At 44.2% G+C, this 15,666-nt stretch carries 15 protein-coding genes and 2 tRNA genes; 8 read left to right on the plus strand and 9 right to left on the minus strand.

Annotated features, from left to right (window positions below; genetic code table 11):
- Positions 1-10 precede the first annotated feature (10 nt).
- From ACHWTJ_RS00550 to yhfH, 4 genes are all read right to left on the minus strand, one after another.
- Positions 11-913 carry a DMT family transporter gene (locus ACHWTJ_RS00550; protein WP_294743510.1) on the minus strand — a complete coding sequence of 301 codons (903 nt, stop codon included), beginning with the start codon at positions 911-913 and terminating at the stop codon, positions 11-13.
- A gap of 100 nt (positions 914-1,013) precedes the next feature.
- Positions 1,014-1,655, minus strand: a complete 642-nt coding sequence (locus tag ACHWTJ_RS00555; protein WP_294744377.1) for a YkyA family protein — start codon at positions 1,653-1,655, stop codon at positions 1,014-1,016.
- Positions 1,656-1,670: 15 nt separating this feature from the next.
- Positions 1,671-2,516, minus strand: a complete 846-nt coding sequence (locus tag ACHWTJ_RS00560) for a polysaccharide deacetylase family protein (RefSeq protein ID WP_294743514.1) — start codon at positions 2,514-2,516, stop codon at positions 1,671-1,673.
- A gap of 192 nt (positions 2,517-2,708) precedes the next feature.
- On the minus strand, positions 2,709-2,855 hold the full coding sequence (yhfH, locus tag ACHWTJ_RS00565; protein WP_294743515.1) for a protein YhfH: 147 nt from the start codon (positions 2,853-2,855) through the stop codon (positions 2,709-2,711).
- A gap of 184 nt (positions 2,856-3,039) precedes the next feature.
- Between yhfH and ACHWTJ_RS00570 the strand changes: the two genes are divergently transcribed.
- Both ACHWTJ_RS00570 and ACHWTJ_RS00575 read left to right on the plus strand, forming a co-directional pair.
- Positions 3,040-3,666, plus strand: coding sequence for a nitroreductase family protein (locus tag ACHWTJ_RS00570; RefSeq protein ID WP_294743517.1), 627 nt, complete (start codon positions 3,040-3,042; stop codon positions 3,664-3,666).
- A gap of 141 nt (positions 3,667-3,807) precedes the next feature.
- Positions 3,808-3,880, plus strand: a tRNA-Val gene (locus ACHWTJ_RS00575).
- Positions 3,881-3,925: 45 nt separating this feature from the next.
- On the opposite strand, the gene ACHWTJ_RS00580 is transcribed toward ACHWTJ_RS00575, so the two are convergent.
- The gene (locus ACHWTJ_RS00580) at positions 3,926-4,480 is read right to left on the minus strand and encodes a YdhK family protein (RefSeq protein WP_394678937.1); all 555 of its coding nucleotides are present in this window, start codon (positions 4,478-4,480) and stop codon (positions 3,926-3,928) included.
- 146 nt (positions 4,481-4,626) lie between these two features.
- On the opposite strand from ACHWTJ_RS00580, the gene ACHWTJ_RS00585 reads away from it, so the two are divergent.
- From ACHWTJ_RS00585 to ACHWTJ_RS00595, 3 genes are read left to right on the plus strand one after another with little or no spacing between them, the layout of a single operon-like run.
- A complete protein-coding gene (locus ACHWTJ_RS00585) occupies positions 4,627-5,976 on the plus strand; it encodes an ATP-binding protein (protein ID WP_394678938.1) in 1,350 nt (449 codons plus the stop codon).
- A 1-nt stretch (position 5,977) separates the two neighbouring features.
- Positions 5,978-6,628, plus strand: coding sequence for a response regulator transcription factor (locus tag ACHWTJ_RS00590; RefSeq protein WP_023467148.1), 651 nt, complete (start codon positions 5,978-5,980; stop codon positions 6,626-6,628).
- A gap of 16 nt (positions 6,629-6,644) precedes the next feature.
- A complete protein-coding gene (locus ACHWTJ_RS00595; protein WP_394678939.1) occupies positions 6,645-7,211 on the plus strand; it encodes a histidine phosphatase family protein in 567 nt (188 codons plus the stop codon).
- Positions 7,212-7,269: 58 nt separating this feature from the next.
- Here ACHWTJ_RS00595 and ACHWTJ_RS00600 read toward each other — a convergent pair whose 3' ends face one another.
- Positions 7,270-8,757, minus strand: a complete 1,488-nt coding sequence (locus ACHWTJ_RS00600; RefSeq protein WP_023467150.1) for an NAD(P)/FAD-dependent oxidoreductase — start codon at positions 8,755-8,757, stop codon at positions 7,270-7,272.
- Positions 8,758-8,773: 16 nt separating this feature from the next.
- Positions 8,774-9,319, minus strand: coding sequence for a methyltransferase family protein (locus tag ACHWTJ_RS00605; protein WP_394678940.1), 546 nt, complete (start codon positions 9,317-9,319; stop codon positions 8,774-8,776).
- Between the two features lie 213 nt (positions 9,320-9,532).
- Here ACHWTJ_RS00605 and ACHWTJ_RS00610 point away from each other — a divergent pair, with 213 nt between their 5' ends.
- Positions 9,533-10,366 carry a D-alanyl-D-alanine carboxypeptidase family protein gene (locus ACHWTJ_RS00610; RefSeq protein ID WP_294744381.1) on the plus strand — a complete coding sequence of 278 codons (834 nt, stop codon included), beginning with the start codon at positions 9,533-9,535 and terminating at the stop codon, positions 10,364-10,366.
- Positions 10,367-10,431: 65 nt separating this feature from the next.
- Positions 10,432-10,908, plus strand: a complete 477-nt coding sequence (locus tag ACHWTJ_RS00615) for a hypothetical protein (RefSeq protein WP_294743529.1) — start codon at positions 10,432-10,434, stop codon at positions 10,906-10,908.
- Between the two features lie 61 nt (positions 10,909-10,969).
- Here ACHWTJ_RS00615 and ACHWTJ_RS00620 read toward each other — a convergent pair whose 3' ends face one another.
- A complete protein-coding gene (locus ACHWTJ_RS00620; protein ID WP_294744383.1) occupies positions 10,970-14,110 on the minus strand; it encodes an efflux RND transporter permease subunit in 3,141 nt (1,046 codons plus the stop codon).
- Between the two features lie 186 nt (positions 14,111-14,296).
- Between ACHWTJ_RS00620 and ACHWTJ_RS00625 the strand changes: the two genes are divergently transcribed.
- Positions 14,297-14,369: transfer RNA gene (locus ACHWTJ_RS00625), tRNA-Val, on the plus strand.
- A gap of 98 nt (positions 14,370-14,467) precedes the next feature.
- Here the strand turns inward: ACHWTJ_RS00625 and ACHWTJ_RS00630 are convergent.
- On the minus strand, positions 14,468-15,490 hold the full coding sequence (locus ACHWTJ_RS00630) for a PTS transporter subunit IIC (protein ID WP_294744385.1): 1,023 nt from the start codon (positions 15,488-15,490) through the stop codon (positions 14,468-14,470).
- Positions 15,491-15,666: the final 176 nt, after the last annotated feature.

A 15,666-nucleotide genomic window follows, 5' to 3' on the forward strand; every position in this document is an offset into this window, starting at 1 on the left:
TTTCCTGAGCTCAGGAAAGGTCGTTTTGCTGTACGTTCGCAACAGGTGCTGTTTTGCTTGAGCGATAGATTGGATAAAAGATTCCGATCAAGATGATGACGATCCCGATCCATTGGGAACTCATCAGATGTTCTCCTAAAATTAAGACGGAACAGATGACTGCTGTCGGTAGTTCAGCCGCTCCAAGTAAAGAAACGCTTGCTGGGGAGAGATGAGGCGCGCCAGCAGCAAATAAGAGCGGTGGTAAAATCAACGCGAACAGACCGAGCGGAATCGCGTATAACAAAAGTCCATTTTCGAAGTTCGCAGAGGACAAGAACGTCGTCGGTGGATACATCGTCATGACGAAAGCAAGACCACCTGTCATCATGTAAAAACTTTTCTTAATGACGGGTAAATGATTGGCGATGCGTCCACTGGCGAGTAAGAAAATGGAGAAGCTGACAGCCGCTCCAAGACCGAATAATGTTCCACGTAGGTCGAGTGGGCTCGAGTAAGCCGCACTCGCAAGAATGGCTCCACCAATGAGCAGAATCGCGGACAGGAAATGCGCACGACTAGGTAAGCGTCTGAATGCGAGCGCATCGATGATGACGCCAATCCAAGTAAATTGAAATAAGAGAATGATTGCAACGGACGCGGATACGGTTTGAAGACTTTGATAGTACAGATAACCAGTTGTACCACTTGAGATACCGATCAGCATGAGAAGACTAGCTGTTTTGAGATCGAGACGAAGATTTTTCGTAAATAAGGCAAGTCCGAAAATCATCAGCCAGCCGAAGAAAAATTGACTACCTGAAACGGCTGCTGAGTTGAATCCAGCGGCATATGCGAGTTTAACGATCGTTGAGAGGACACCATAACTGATAGCGCCGATGAGAACGAATAAAGTGGCTTTTGAGCGATGCATGAATAATTTCCCTCCATTTTTAATAAAAACCACACAAAAAAGGTTACAACAGGGCCTTGTCCAGGTTTTTTGGACAGGGTTTGGTTGCAACCTGTGTGATTTATTGAGTTGATGTGTCGAGCAAATGATACAGCCGGGTTTTCGTTTGATTATACTGAACGGTCAGCGCATTCCACTTCTTTAATGACGCGGTAGCTTTCCGTGTTAAACGATTTAAATCCGCTGTTGACTCATCAATCTTAACGAAATCCGGTTTTTTCGTCAAGCGTGAAAGCACTTTCTTTTCAGCGTCCATCGCTTGTCGATACATTTTTGAAAACGTTTGAAACGTCTGCTGGCGTTCCTTAATGATTGCCAATAAGGAAGTTCCTTCTGTTTTTGATTTACCCTCAAGTTTATTGACAGCATTCTTTAATTCTTCAAGATCGAGTGCAGCGTACGTTTCCTTACGTAATGTTTCTTCTTGTTTCAATAAGGAAAGACGCTCGTCATTTAAGGCTTCTAATTCCTCTCGTTCATTTTGAGAACGTTTAATTTCTTCAGCACCTGCATCAAGAACCGCTTGGTACGTATTAACTGAAATTTCATCTTTTCGAGCACGCTGATCAGCTAGCGTGAATGCTTTCTCCTCACCTTTGACTTGTTGCTCTAGCTGTTCATGAAGAGAGGCTGGTGAATCGTTGGAACAAGCTGCCAGTCCGAAACTTGATAGGAGCAGCATCATTATGAGTTTTTTTTTCATCTGAACGTTAACTCCTTATAGATTTGAATGATTCGCGAAGTTATATGGAGTATGGAAGTCCTCATCATAAATTGCGAATTGATAGCCCTTTTTCTGAAGTCCGTCAACGATGGCGGGAAGAGCTTTGATGGCTTGTGGTTGTTCATGTAAAAGAATGATTTCAAACGGACGCTCTGCTCGCCGAATGACCGTATTTGCGACTTCTTTTGCACTATCTTTGTAATACCAGTCCATTGAATCGATCGACCAGTCCCACACACGGAAGTCTGCTGAATGAATGGCAGATGCCATTTTTTTCGTGATGCCTGGATCAGAGCCATAAGGTGGTCGTGTCAAATGTGGTGTTAGCTTCGTCAACTCATGGATTTTCTTCTGAACACTTTGCATCTCTGAGACATACTTTCCTTTTTCGTACAATGTATCGTAATCGTGTGTTTCCCCGTGTAATCCGATATAATGACCAGCTTTTGCGGCAGCTTTAACTTCTTTCGGGAAAGCATCTATCTGTGGTCCGAGATAAAAGAAGGTAGCGCGTGTATGAAGTTGATCCAATGTCCGAAGTAAATCCGGTGTTAATGCGGATGGACCGTCCTCAAATGTTAAATAAGCGACTTTTTTCGTCACGCCATTCCATTTTTCGACACGTGCTTTCTCCATGTTGACGACAGGAACTTCGGTAATGGACTTACCGGCAGTAATTGCCTGTTGTTCAGGCGTGAAGACGTATCGATAAGCAACGTATCCTCCGACTCCGAGAAAAACGAGTGTAAGAAGTAAGAAGAGTCGAGGGAAAAACTTTCTTTTTTTTGTCCGCGGTCGTGGACCGAGTTCGCTAGCGTGGCTTGAGGTAAATGGATCCATCGTTGTCTGTCGCTCCTTTTGTCAAAAAATATCATATACAGATAATGTAACATTCTGACTGTTTCTTTTGTAACAAACAGATGACAAAAAGATGACGGAAAATCGATTTTTCTAAAAAATATTAGTTTAATTAGAAAAAGAATGTGCAAAATAAAAAAACAACCACTGATTAAGTGATTGTTTTTTGTGTTATTAGTGTTCCGTTACAGCACACTCATCGCATTCCGTTTGATAGGATTCACATTGTTCATCCATTTCTTTTCCACAATGGGCACACGTCTTAACGGGAAGTTCACGATAAAATTCAGCAGATGCTTCTTGATAAAGGGGTTGTTCCATATGTGTATTCCTCCTTCAAAATAAAATACAATGAGTTTTATTAGTTTTATTGTATTAGTACAGTTGTTTAATGTCAACTATTGTTTTATAACAGATTCTGAATATCGAGTATTGACAGAGGACAATAAAAAATGGACGTGCTACGATACCTAAGTAACCTGATAATGATAAGGGGGATTCATACATGACACAAGCAACACTGGATACGATGCGAGTTTTAACAGAAAGACGATCTGTTCGTCATTATGACGAAACGTTCAAACTTTCAAAACAGGAAGTGGAAGAACTGCTAGAATGGACAACAGCGGCACCAAGCGCTTGGAATTTACAACACTGGCATTTCACGGTCTTTCATTCGGAAGAAGCGAAGCAACAGCTTGCACCGATCGCATACAATCAGCCGGCTATCACTTCGGCTTCAGCAGTCATTGCGATCTTAGGTGATGTTCAAGCTAATCGAAACTACAATCCGGTATATGGTCCAGCAGTAGAAGCAGGTGGCATGACAGAGGATCTGTTTGATTCGATCAAGGCACAGGTAGAAGGCGCTTATCAAAGTGAGGCGTACGGTCGCGACGCAGCGATGTCGAATGCGAGCCTTGCTGCGATGCAATTAATGCTTGCGGCAGAAGCGCGTGGATTATCAACACTCGCAATGGGTGGATTCGATCATCAACGTTTTGCGGAAACGTTCATCACCGAGTCACGGTATGTACCAGTCATGTTGATTGCTGTCGGAAAAGCGGTTGAAGATGCAAAAAAACGTCCGGCACTACGTTTACCGATCAATCAAGTTTCGACATTCCTGTAAGTCATTCAAAATGGGGGAAGCGGGGTTTGATTCCTCCATTTTAAATTTTTTTATTTTTTTTTCGGAAAAAGACTTGTCAGCCTTTTAGTTTCTTGATATATTAATACATGTCCTAGCAAGTACATAACGTACTGCAAACATGATTCTGTAGCTCAGCTGGGAGAGCGCTACCTTGACAGGGTAGAGGTCGCTGGTTCGAGCCCAGTCAGAATCATACCGAAAGCCCGCTTCTCCTTTAGAGGAAAAGCGGGCTTTTTTATTATTTCTTTATCTCATCCTCTGTGACCCATTTATGATTTTTCACCATCTCTCCACCGTCTGTCGGTTTATAGTTCACCATATAGACAGTAGTTTCTTTTACTTCATCAATCGTCGCTTTAGCTCCATCCATACCTTTCATATGATCCGCTTTTACAGTTGTTTCATCACCAACTTGTAAAGGTTTAGTCGGCACTGGGTCGAGTTCTTCTTGGATGACCCATTTATGATTTTTCACCATCTTTCCACCATTGGTCGGTTTGTAACTAATCGCATAGACAACGGTATCATAAGCTCCAGCAATAGTGGCGTTTGCTCCATTCATTCCATCCATATGATTTGTCGTCAAGGTGACGTTACTTCCTTTTGGGTAAGTTGGATTACTGGCTTCCTTTAAACCGGATGGTAACTTTCCATCACTCGAATGCATCATGTCTCCATGGGACATGTCGTGTGAGTCACTATTACTTCCATCGTTATTTGAATCGGATCCACACGCACCGAGCCAAAGCGTAGAACTAAGAGCCAGAGCGGTTAACGTCAATGATTTTTTCATATTAAAACCCTCCTGAATTTACTAGTCTTTTTTACTATACCCAGCGTATGTGCAAATCGTGTGCAGATGAGGTGACAGTTTCGTTTGTCAGCGTCGATCGTGTTTTTTTTCGCTATACTAAAGTGAAGAGAAAGGGAGGAAATGTCATGCGTCGTATTTCATACTCGGTCGGAGGAATCGTGCTTGCGGCATTTTTAATTTGTGGCAGTGTGTTGTTTGGGACGTTGTATTATCAGTTGTCTCAAACACGAACGCAGGAAGTAGTGGACGGTTTACTGAACCGAGGAAATACCCATCGTGATGTCCTTGTCGATTCCTATGACCAAACGACGATGCGCCATGTCAGCATGATGGAAGCAGATTCATCGTTTACTGTGGTGATTACTGATGCAGATGGAAAACAACTCGAAGCGTCGCGACCTTTGTCGAATGAGATGAAAAGTGTGCTAGAGCATACGGATTTCGATTACCGTCAACAAGGAAAAATCGTGACGATGCGTGACTTTTTAATGACGGACAGTCCCATCACCATCGACGGAGAACATCAGGGTCATGTCTTCATGTTCGCTTCTAAAGCAATCGTAGATCACGTACTTAATCCGTTGAAACAGCAGTTTTTCCAAGTGGGTCTGCTCGCACTATTATTAGCAGGTGCGGCAAGTATTTGGACGACCCGACTCATCTCTCGTCCGTTGATTCAGATGGAAAAAGCGACGGCACGCCTATTAGATGGAGAAGGTGGAGAGTTGCCGATTGATCGACAAGACGAACTGGGACAATTGGCACGTTCGATTCAGCAATTAAAACAGGATCTCGATTTTTTGAATCGGGAACGATCCGAATTTTTAGCAAGCGTATCTCATGAACTACGAACACCATTGACATATATAAAGGGATACGCGGACATTCTCGAACGTCAAACGTTGACGCCGGATGAGCAACAACGCTACATTACGATCATTCGAGAAGAAAGTCAGCAAATGAATGAATGGATTGAGCAATTATTTTGGCTAGCACGCATTGATGCGAATGCTTTTATGATGGAACGAAAACCTGTCGATGTCGAAGACTTGATTCATCAAGTGATACGATTGATGCGCCTGGACATCGAACAAGAAAATGTTTCGTTCGAGATAGAAGGTGAGCGATTAGAAGTGATGGGTGACGCTCAGCAGCTCCGTCAGATGATCGTGAATATCATTGAAAATGCACGACGACATACGACGTCGGGAAAAATTATCGTTCGTTATGGTGTCAACGCAGTAGGGGCTTTCATTCAAATCGAAGATACAGGAGAAGGGATCGCTGCAGAATCTTTACCTCATGTAACGAAACGGCTCTACCGAACGGAAGCATCTCGTTCTCGAAAACATGGAGGAACTGGAATCGGACTCTCCATCGTTGAAGCAATTGCTCAGACACATGGAGCAGAATTGAACATCAAGAGTCAGCTTGGACATGGAACACAAGTGACACTGCAGTGGAAGGAGAAATAAAATGCCGCATGTATTGATCGTAGATGATGAACCAAGAATGCTTGAACTGCTCAAACTGTATATTCAGCCGTATGGGTACACGTGTCAGCTTGTGGATTCTGCGCAACAAGCTCTTGATCTCTGCCGTCAGCACGTATTCGACCTGATTTTACTAGATGTCATGATGCCGGATATGGATGGCTGGACATGTTGTCGTCTCATTCGAGAACACTCTAACATCCCAATCTTGATGGTTACGGCTCGGAATCAGCGGGAAGACATCATTCGGACACGAGAAGTAGGAGCGAATGATTACATATCAAAACCGATTCAAGAAGGGGAACTGATCGGGCGAATGGAAGTTTTATTACAGCAACAGTATGATGGTCTATCCTATGACCGGGAAAGCTATCGTTGTAGTTACCTCCAACAAAAGATTTCGTTAACGAAGACGGAGTTTGAGTTGTTAGGTGTATTTTTAGATTCTCCACGACGTGTTTGGACACGCGATCAACTAACGACGATGTTATGGGGAGCGGAAGCGTCTGTAGACGAGCGGACGATCGACTCGCATATCAGACATTTAAGAGAAAAACTACGTGTTTGCGGTTTTCCGATTGAACAGCATCTCGAAACAGTTCGCGGAATCGGATACCGCTGGACACACCAATAAAGGGGAAAATCAAAACATGACGACATTTTATTTCGTACGACACGCACATTCGACATACTCACCAGATGAGCGAGCACGTCCACTTTCCGATACAGGACAGGCAGATGCGATACGTTTACTTGAAACGTTTCAAGAAATTCCAATCGACAGGTTCTACAGTAGCCCGTATCAACGGGCGATCGAGACGATTGCACCGCTCGCGGAGGCACGTCAACAGCCAATCATTGAGGTAGAGGAACTACGAGAGCGATTACTAGCACCGGGAGAGCTTGACGATTTTCAAGGAGCGGTCACGTATGTATGGCAACATCCGAATGAAAATCCGTATGGAGGTGAAACGAACAACGAAGCGTCGCAACGCATTCGGCTATTCATCGACGAACTAGTGGAGAAGCATCCTGACGATACAGTCGTTCTTGGAACACACGGAAACATCATGGTGTTACTCTTAGAAACATTTGATCCGACGTTTGATTACGCATTTTGGAAATCCTTACCGATGCCAGCCGTATGTCGAATGGATGTGAAATCAGGAGAAAGGGCGGACATTCACGTCGTACCACTTTTGACAAATACAAAGTAAAAAAGAGACGGAACTGATGCGTGAATCAGTTTCCGTCTCTTTTTTAATTAGAGAAATCTTAAGGCGTAGGAACAGCACCTTCATGTTTTCGGATTAAGTCCGCTGTTAATTGACCGGACAAGGTGACCATTGGTACACCGCCGCCTGGATGTGTCGAGCCACCAACGAAATAAAGTCCTTCGTACAAGTCGCTCTTCGATGGAATCTTGAATCCACCATTTTTCTTCCGATCGGCTGCGACACCATAAATCGATCCACCGTTTGGACCGTATAATTCTTTCAAATCTTCTGGGGTAAAGCGATATTCAAACTCGATCGATTCCCGAAGCCCATGAAGTCCCATCCGCTCCAGTTTATCGAGAACGACTTCGCGGTACGCATCCCAGTCGACTTCACCTTTTTGAAGTGTTAGCGGTGGAACGTGTGTCAAGACGAATAAGTTATCCTTCCCTTCAGGAGCTTGGGAAGCGTCGGATTTTGAAGAGACACCGACATAAATTGTTGGATCCTCTGGAGGAGTACCTTCTTTGAACATTTGGGCGAATTCACGCTCTGGATTTTCAGAGAAAAAGAAATTATGATGCGCTAGCCCGCGATACTCACGATTTACACCGAGCAGTAGGACAAGACCTGAAACGGAAGGGGCGAACGACGCCTGTAATTTTTTAGCCTGCTTCCGGGCTTTTTTCTCCGGTACGATCCGTTCATAAGTCGGGATGACCTCAAGGTTTGAGACGACGATGTCAGCCGCATGAAATGTTCCGTTCGATAGGACGCCAACCGCTTTTTTATTTTCAAGGACGATTTGTTCAACAGGTGAGTTGAGATGAACCGTGACACGGAGCTCATCAAGTAATCGTTTCATAGCCCGCGCGATTTGGTACATCCCGCCTTTGACATAATAGATGCCGAGTCCCATTTGAACATAAATCATCTGATTGAAGACAGCAGGTGCCTGATATGGGTTGGAACCGACATACATGACCATGTAGTTAAATAGCTGTTCGAGATACGGATCATTGAGATGTTTCTTTGTTCCGGTCGCAACGGTATTCATCGGGTCCATCTTTAATAAATCAGACATCGTATGGTATTTTTTTAAGTCCTTTAAATCTTCAAGGCTGTATTTATAAAAACTGTCGAGGCACAAGTCGTACATTTGTTTGGAGTACCGGAACAATTCAACGAAATCCGCTCGTGACGAGACGTGTTCGACTTCTTCGAGCATTCCAGGTAAGTCACCTTTGACATCGATTTTTGTTCCATCCTCAAAGAATGTACGCCATTGCGGTTCAATCCGCTCGATTTCTAAGTAATCATCTAAGTTACGATGAACGCTTGAGAAGAGTTGTTCGAGTACCCAAGGCATCGTTAAGATGGATGGACCGGTATCGAAAGTAAATCCCTTTCCACTACGTTGATTCAGTTTGCCTCCGACATTCGCATTCTTTTCAAGCATCGTGACTGCATAACCGTCTCCAGCCAAACGAATAGCAGCAGACATACCGGCAAGACCAGCTCCAATGACGATTGCACGTTTCTTCAAATGGATCACTTCTCCTTTAGTAGATGAATGGGATCAATCGTTTTCGTTTTGCAGCCCATGTCGTATAGGCGGGTCCAAAACCTTTCGTTAACATCGCTTCCTCGATTCGAATCCGGTAGAGCAAAAAAATGAACATCAGAAGTCCAGAGAGAATGAAAAGTCCGGACTGACCGGTGAAAAGGGGGAAGCTCATCGTAATCAACAACAACCCACTGTATAACGGGTGACGTAAAAAGCGATAGGGACCGCTACTGACGAGCCGATCACCAGATGCCACGACGACATGACGAGTGAACTGTTGTTTTAAGTGGAGAATCCCCCATAGGCGCAAGGAAACACCACACCATAATAAAATGCATGAAGAGATGCGCATGACAGAAGAAACGGTTTCATTCGCAAAGAGGAAAGCGCAGACGATCGTTCCGCTTAGGACAAGGAAAATCAAATAAAAACTAACTTGTTCTGCTGCGCCTGACTTAGACTCGGAGCGATTCCGGAAACGAATCATCTCGCCAATCCAGCAGATGCTACCAATGCTGAAAATCCATTCCCAAAGTGACACGTACGCTACTCCTTTCTACATCAGAATCATGTTTCGAAAACGCATACATCGTTATTTACCCATTGTAATTCGTCCTTAAGCTACATTTAGAAAACTTCAGAAATACTTCATTTTCATGACAAGCACTCCGAAAGAAACATGTTTGAAAAAAAGAATGGTATTCTAATCTAAAATATGGAATGTAAATATTATTAGATGGAGTGAAAATTGAAAATGAAGAGAAAACAGATATTCATCATGACATTGGCAGTGATAGCTACGGTTACGTCCGCGACGACTTACATACCAGCAGTCGATGCATCAACATCTTCTTATCGTCAAGCCAAGACATCCCTTCATTTACGTCAAGGGGCATCACTCGAGCAACCGAGTCTTACGGTTATTCCAACAGGAATCTATGTGACGGAACTATCGAAAGTCGGTACATGGTCAAAAGTACAATATGGCACGAAGATTGGCTATGCGAGTACGAAGTACCTACTGACGGATGAACAAATCGGTGGAAAACGGATCGGTAAGACCCTTATCGCGAATAAGAACTTAGCGCTCCGCTCGACCTACGCTCCTGGTGAGAATCAACAAGCAAGAGCAGCATTTGAGAAAATGCGTGTAGCGGCTAAAAGAGAGGGGATTACGTTGGTAGCATTTAGTACATATCGTTCGTACGCTTATCAAAAGGCGTTGTTTGATAAATATGTCGCGCGAGATGGATATGAACAAGCGAGTACGTATAGTGCGGAGCCAGGGAAAAGTGAACATCAGACAGGTCTTGCTTTTGATATCGGAGGAGCAGATTCAACAAAATACGCGATGTTCAGTTTTGCGAAGACGAAAGAAGCGAAGTGGCTGTTTGCGAATGCACACCGGTACGGCTTCCATCTTCGTTATCCATCCGGTAAGGAATCATGGACGGGTTATACGTATGAAAGCTGGCACTACCGTTATGTAGGGGCGACGCTTGCCGCTCGCCTGAAACTTAGTGGGTTGACGATGGAAGAATATTTTCATCTTGCTCCTTGGAAACCAGTAAAGGTTTCGACATCTTAAAAATATGGTAAATAGAGGGTGTTGGATTCGTCGGTTATTCGTCTCGGATGAAAGAGGTGGAACGAATGGCAAAAAAAGATGAGAAACATCACATCATGACATTTACATTTAAAGAAGACGCGACATCGTATCAAGTGTTCAGTGAGCTGAAAAAGTATCATGCTCGAGGACAAGTTGATTTTGAACAAATCGCTGTCATCAAGCGAAACGAGAATGGTGCTTTTTCATTTGAAGATGCAGTCGACTTAAGCGGATCGAATCGCGCCGTCAAAGGCTCATTGATTGGAATGGCCGTTGGTATCTTAGGTGGACCATTTGGCATCTTGCTTGGTTCGATGACGGGTATGCTGATTGGTGGATCGAAAGACATGAAGGAAAATCAAGAAATCCAAGAGACGTTTAAACGAACACTCGGTGTCATACCTCCAGGACAAACGGGAGTTATTGCGATCGGTGAAGAGTTTGAACCATCCGTTCTCGACGGATTAGTGGCGCAACATGATGGTACATTGGAACGAACGGATGAACAGTTAGAGTCGTAAGGTCTTATAGAATGAAAGGAGCCTATCGCTTAGATCGCGATAGGCTCCTTTTCATGTGCATTTACTTAATCGTACGTTCTTTTTTTGCTTTTTTGAAGAAGAACAGTTCATAGACGACAGGAACGATGATGAGTGTTAACAACGTAGAGGTCGTTAAACCACCGATGACAGTTAAGGCAAGGCCTTTTGAGATCAATGTTCCTGAAGAGGTCGTTAATGCGAGTGGTACCAATGCCATGATTGTTGCGAATGCGGTCATCAGGATTGGACGCAAGCGTGTTTTACCTGCTTCAATCAATGATTCACGAATTGGCATACCACGACCAACGTTTTGACCAATGCGGTCGACGAGAACGATTGCGTTCGTGGTGACGATACCAATCAACATCAAGAAGCCGATCATGACACTGACCGATAACGGTTCTTTCGCTAAGAAGAGCGTGACGAGTGAACCGATCGGAACAAAAATCAGTGAAGACAAGATGATGAACGGAATTCGTGCTTTGCCGAACGTGATCAGCATCGTCAGGTAAACAAGCCCGATTGCAACGACGATCGCGATTCCGAGAGACTGGAAGATTTCAATCGTATCATCATTTCCACCACCGCTTGTCAACGAGACACCGTCTGGTAAATCAATTTTTTCGACGTCAGCTTTTACTGCATTGGAAACGTTCTGTACGTCGTCTCCTTTGACTTGTCCAGAAACGCGAGCGTATACTTTTCCATCGAGCTTCTGAATCGATGTGAAGGTCTCGACTTCTTTGACGCTCGCGACATCTTTTAGAGCGACAGGACCGTTTGCTGAGAACAGTTGTACTTCTTCGAGATCTTTCTTCGAAACGAGTCCTTTTTCATAAGATAATTGTACATCTTGATCTTTATTATCAAGATTCAACGTGCCAACAGTGACTGGTTTCGTTTGATCATTGACGGTACCGAGGATCTGGAAGCCGGATAGTCCACGATCACTTGCTTTTTCAGGATCGATTTCAACGAGGAATTGCTTTTGTTTTTCGCTGAAGTTGTTCGTGATATATTTCAAATCGTTATTTTTGGACATGTTATCCTCGACTAATTTCGCAGCTTTCTGGAGCGCTTCGAGATCATTCGAGAACAGGTCGACATCGACGTTATTGTTCGACGGAGGACCACCTGTCGATAGTTCAGCCACACTGATTTTGACATCGACGTTTTCGTCTTGAGCGATGTCTTCCATCTGTGTCTCAAGTGATTTGATCGTTTTCTCGACGTTCACGCCATCCTTTAGATTCAAGAAATAACTTGCTTTATTATCGAGACGTAAACCTGTCGTGAAGTCACGTGCTCCGACAGAAGTCGTCACGTCAGCAATGGCTTTTTCTTTGTCGAACATCTTTTCCATCTCAAACGAGACGTCACTTGTTTTTTCAAGAGATGTAGCAGCCGGAAGTTCAAGTGATGCGGTTAATGTCTTTGAGGCTTCGTTCGGAATAAACGTAAAGCCAAGACGCGGTACGATCGCTAGGGAACCACCGAGAAGGACGAACGATACGACCAAGATGATCGCCTTATGCGAAAGTGATTTTTCAATCAGCTTGCCGTACCAGCGTTGGAGAGCGCCTTCTTTTTCTTCCGCTGGTACCTTCTTGAATGCAAATTTCGCAAGAATCGGTACGATCGTGATCGCCACAAGTAGTGAAGCGAGTAATGAGAAAATAATCGTCAAAGCGAACGGTAAGAAGAACTTACCAGTAATCCCACCGACAAATCCGATCGGCAGGAAGACAACGACGGTCGTCAGCGTTGATGATGTGATTGCTTTTAGAATTTCTTTTGTCGATTGTTCGATGATCTCATCCGTCATGCCGGATTCTGATTTTCGGACGCGCCGGAAGATGTTCTCGATGACGACGATACTATCATCAACGACACGACCGACTGCGACAGCCATCCCACCTAGTGTCATGATGTTTAGTGAAATGTCCTGCCAGTTCAAGAAGATAGCGGCGATGAGTAATGACAATGGAATCGACACGATGGCAATAATCGTCGCGCGGATGTTCCGTAAGAATAATAGAACAGCGAGCGATGCGAAGAGCGCACCGAGTAATCCTTCTTTGACAAGTGTCGCGACGGACTCCTCAATATCCTTCGCTGAATCGATCCCGATCGTGTAGTCGACTTGATCATCATATTTATTGAGGACCTTTGTGACTTCATCTGCGATTTCGACCGTGTTGGCATCTTGTTTCTTCGTGATTGCCATCGATAAGGAGTCTTTTAAATCGTAACGTGTTTTTTCACTTTGTTGCGAGACCGCTTCGATTTTCGCGATATCTGCTAGGCGAATCGGTTCTGCAGGTTGCGATGTTTGATTCGTAGCCGTTCCACCTGTTGTGCTTGGTGCTCCTTGTGTTGCCCCTTGTGGTGGACCGCCAGCGGACGAACCGCCTGTTTGACCACTACTAGCTGAACCTGTCGCACCAGCAGCAGGTGTTAATTGAAGATTTTTTAATTTATCTAGATTTTCTAATTTTTCCTCGACACGAATCGGAATCTTCGAATCGTTTTCCGATAATTGACCGGACGGGAAGGAAACATACTTTCCATTGATCTGTTCCTTGATACTCGAGAGTGAGAGTCCTGCTTCTGTCGCTTTCTTTTTATCGACGGTGATTTGAACGAGATCATCCTTGTAGCCGCCAACCGAAACGCTGTTGATACCTGGAATCTTATTTAATTCAGGCTCGATATCCTCTTTGAGGATTTTCTCGATGTCTTTACCGTCCTTACTGAAGAAGGAGATGTTATAGATCGGGAATGAACCGAACGATAGACGATTCAATTTCGTCGTTGCTTCCTCAGGGAGATTCGCATCCTGAATAGCAGCATCAATTTGTTGTTCAACCTTATCCATATCGGTATCGAATGGGAATTCGATGTTTAAGATACCAATACTTTCGTAAGAAGAGCTTGTCAGCTTGGTAGCACCTTCGATTCCTTTCAAGGCAGTTTCAAGCTTTGAGACGACTTGTTTGTCAACGTCGTCAGGCGAAGCACCAGGATAGACTGCTTCAATAGAGATTTGAGGAAATTCGATTTCAGGAAATTGATCGACTTTTAATTTTGAGAAGGAATAGACGCCTCCTAAAACTAAAAGAATGGCAATGATGAAGACAGCAACCGAGTTCTTCAAACTAAATCGGGTTAAAAAGTTCATATGAACACTCCTTTCATTTTATATGTGCTTATTTACATAGTAGAGGACACTCATAGAACCCGCAACTTTAAAACTGTTTTTAATAAAAATGATCTTTTTGAAAAAAGATAAATTTTTTTGTTAAAAAGGCTTTACACTTTTCGATATGCTGCTATAATAAAAACATGCCCAGTAACAATACAGCATGATTCTGTAGCTCAGCTGGGAGAGCGCTACCTTGACAGGGTAGAGGTCGCTGGTTCGAGCCCAGTCAGAATCATACCGAAATCGTTCCTTTTAGAAGGAGCGATTTTTTTTTGCGTTAAAAAAACTATTCCCGAAATCAATCAGGAATAGTTGGAAGGGAGGTAAATTGTTTTATTGAATTTCGAGATGAAGATCACCGCGCTTCGTCCACCCTGCGACAGTCGTCAAACGATAGAAGACGAGTGTCAAGACGCCAGGTAGAACGACACCAGTCAAGAAGAAGACGAGGAACGCCTGAGGACCTTGGTTGACGAAGATATTAAGTGGCGCGATCATCGAATTTAGTCCGAGTCCTGCAAGTTCATACGGTACTTTCAACGATAGAAGTAGCGTCGCAATAGGTGCCGAAATCATGGCTGCAAGGAAAGGTGCAACGACAAGACGCGGATTTTTAACGATATTCGGAAATTGTACTTTAGGTGTTACAAAGAATGAAGCAATCAAACCACCTGGATCCGTCTGACGATATGCCATCAATGTGAAGCCGACGAATTGAGCGGAACAGCCAATCAGTGCGGCGGCACTTGCGACGGGATCGAGTTGTAAAGCGATAGCGAGTGCAGCGGACGAGGCAGGAGACATTAATAAGACGCTAAAAATAAGTGCGATGACAAGAGAAGTTGCGATAGGAGAAGACTCGACTGAAGCTGTGATCATGGCACTGAATTTTGTAAGGAGTGGTGTCGTGACGGCAGCAGCACCGATTCCGGTCACACCGCCAGCAAGGACAGCACTCATCGGGATAACCATCATGTCGAATTTCGTTTTTCCAGTCATGCGTTTTCCGACGTATACGGCGACAGCAGCTGCGAGTAACGCACTGATCGGCTGACCGGGTACAAGAACGAGTCCAGAAGCGGTTGATTGAAGCGCAGCACCGCCGATCGTCGCTGCGATCATCGCACTGAATAGGACAAGTGTGTTTCCTCCGAGCTGAAAAGCAATACCGGCACCAAGTGCTGGAGCAAGTAATACTTTTGCGACGCCGCCAATCGTCAGTAGCATTTGGATATGTAGAAGATTTCCGAGTGTCTCAATCAGGAGTCCGACACCGAGTGTTACAAGAACGGCATTTGCCATTCCAGCTGATACTTTTACCATTCGATCCATCGCATATTCTTTCAACGTTGTCATCCTCTCTCTATCTATCTCTATTTTTTTGCCATGAAAAAAGCCTATCCGTTTTTGGGATAGGCGCCACTCATTCTGTGCGGGCGCCTCATTCGATGCATCGAAAGAAGGGCCCAAAAATCATTTCCGTTTCATCATCGGAAAAATTTTCAGTCCCTCATGCATAGAATAATCAGTCG

This window comes from uncultured Exiguobacterium sp. (assembly GCF_964277885.1).
Classification (GTDB): domain Bacteria; phylum Bacillota; class Bacilli; order Exiguobacteriales; family Exiguobacteriaceae; genus Exiguobacterium_A.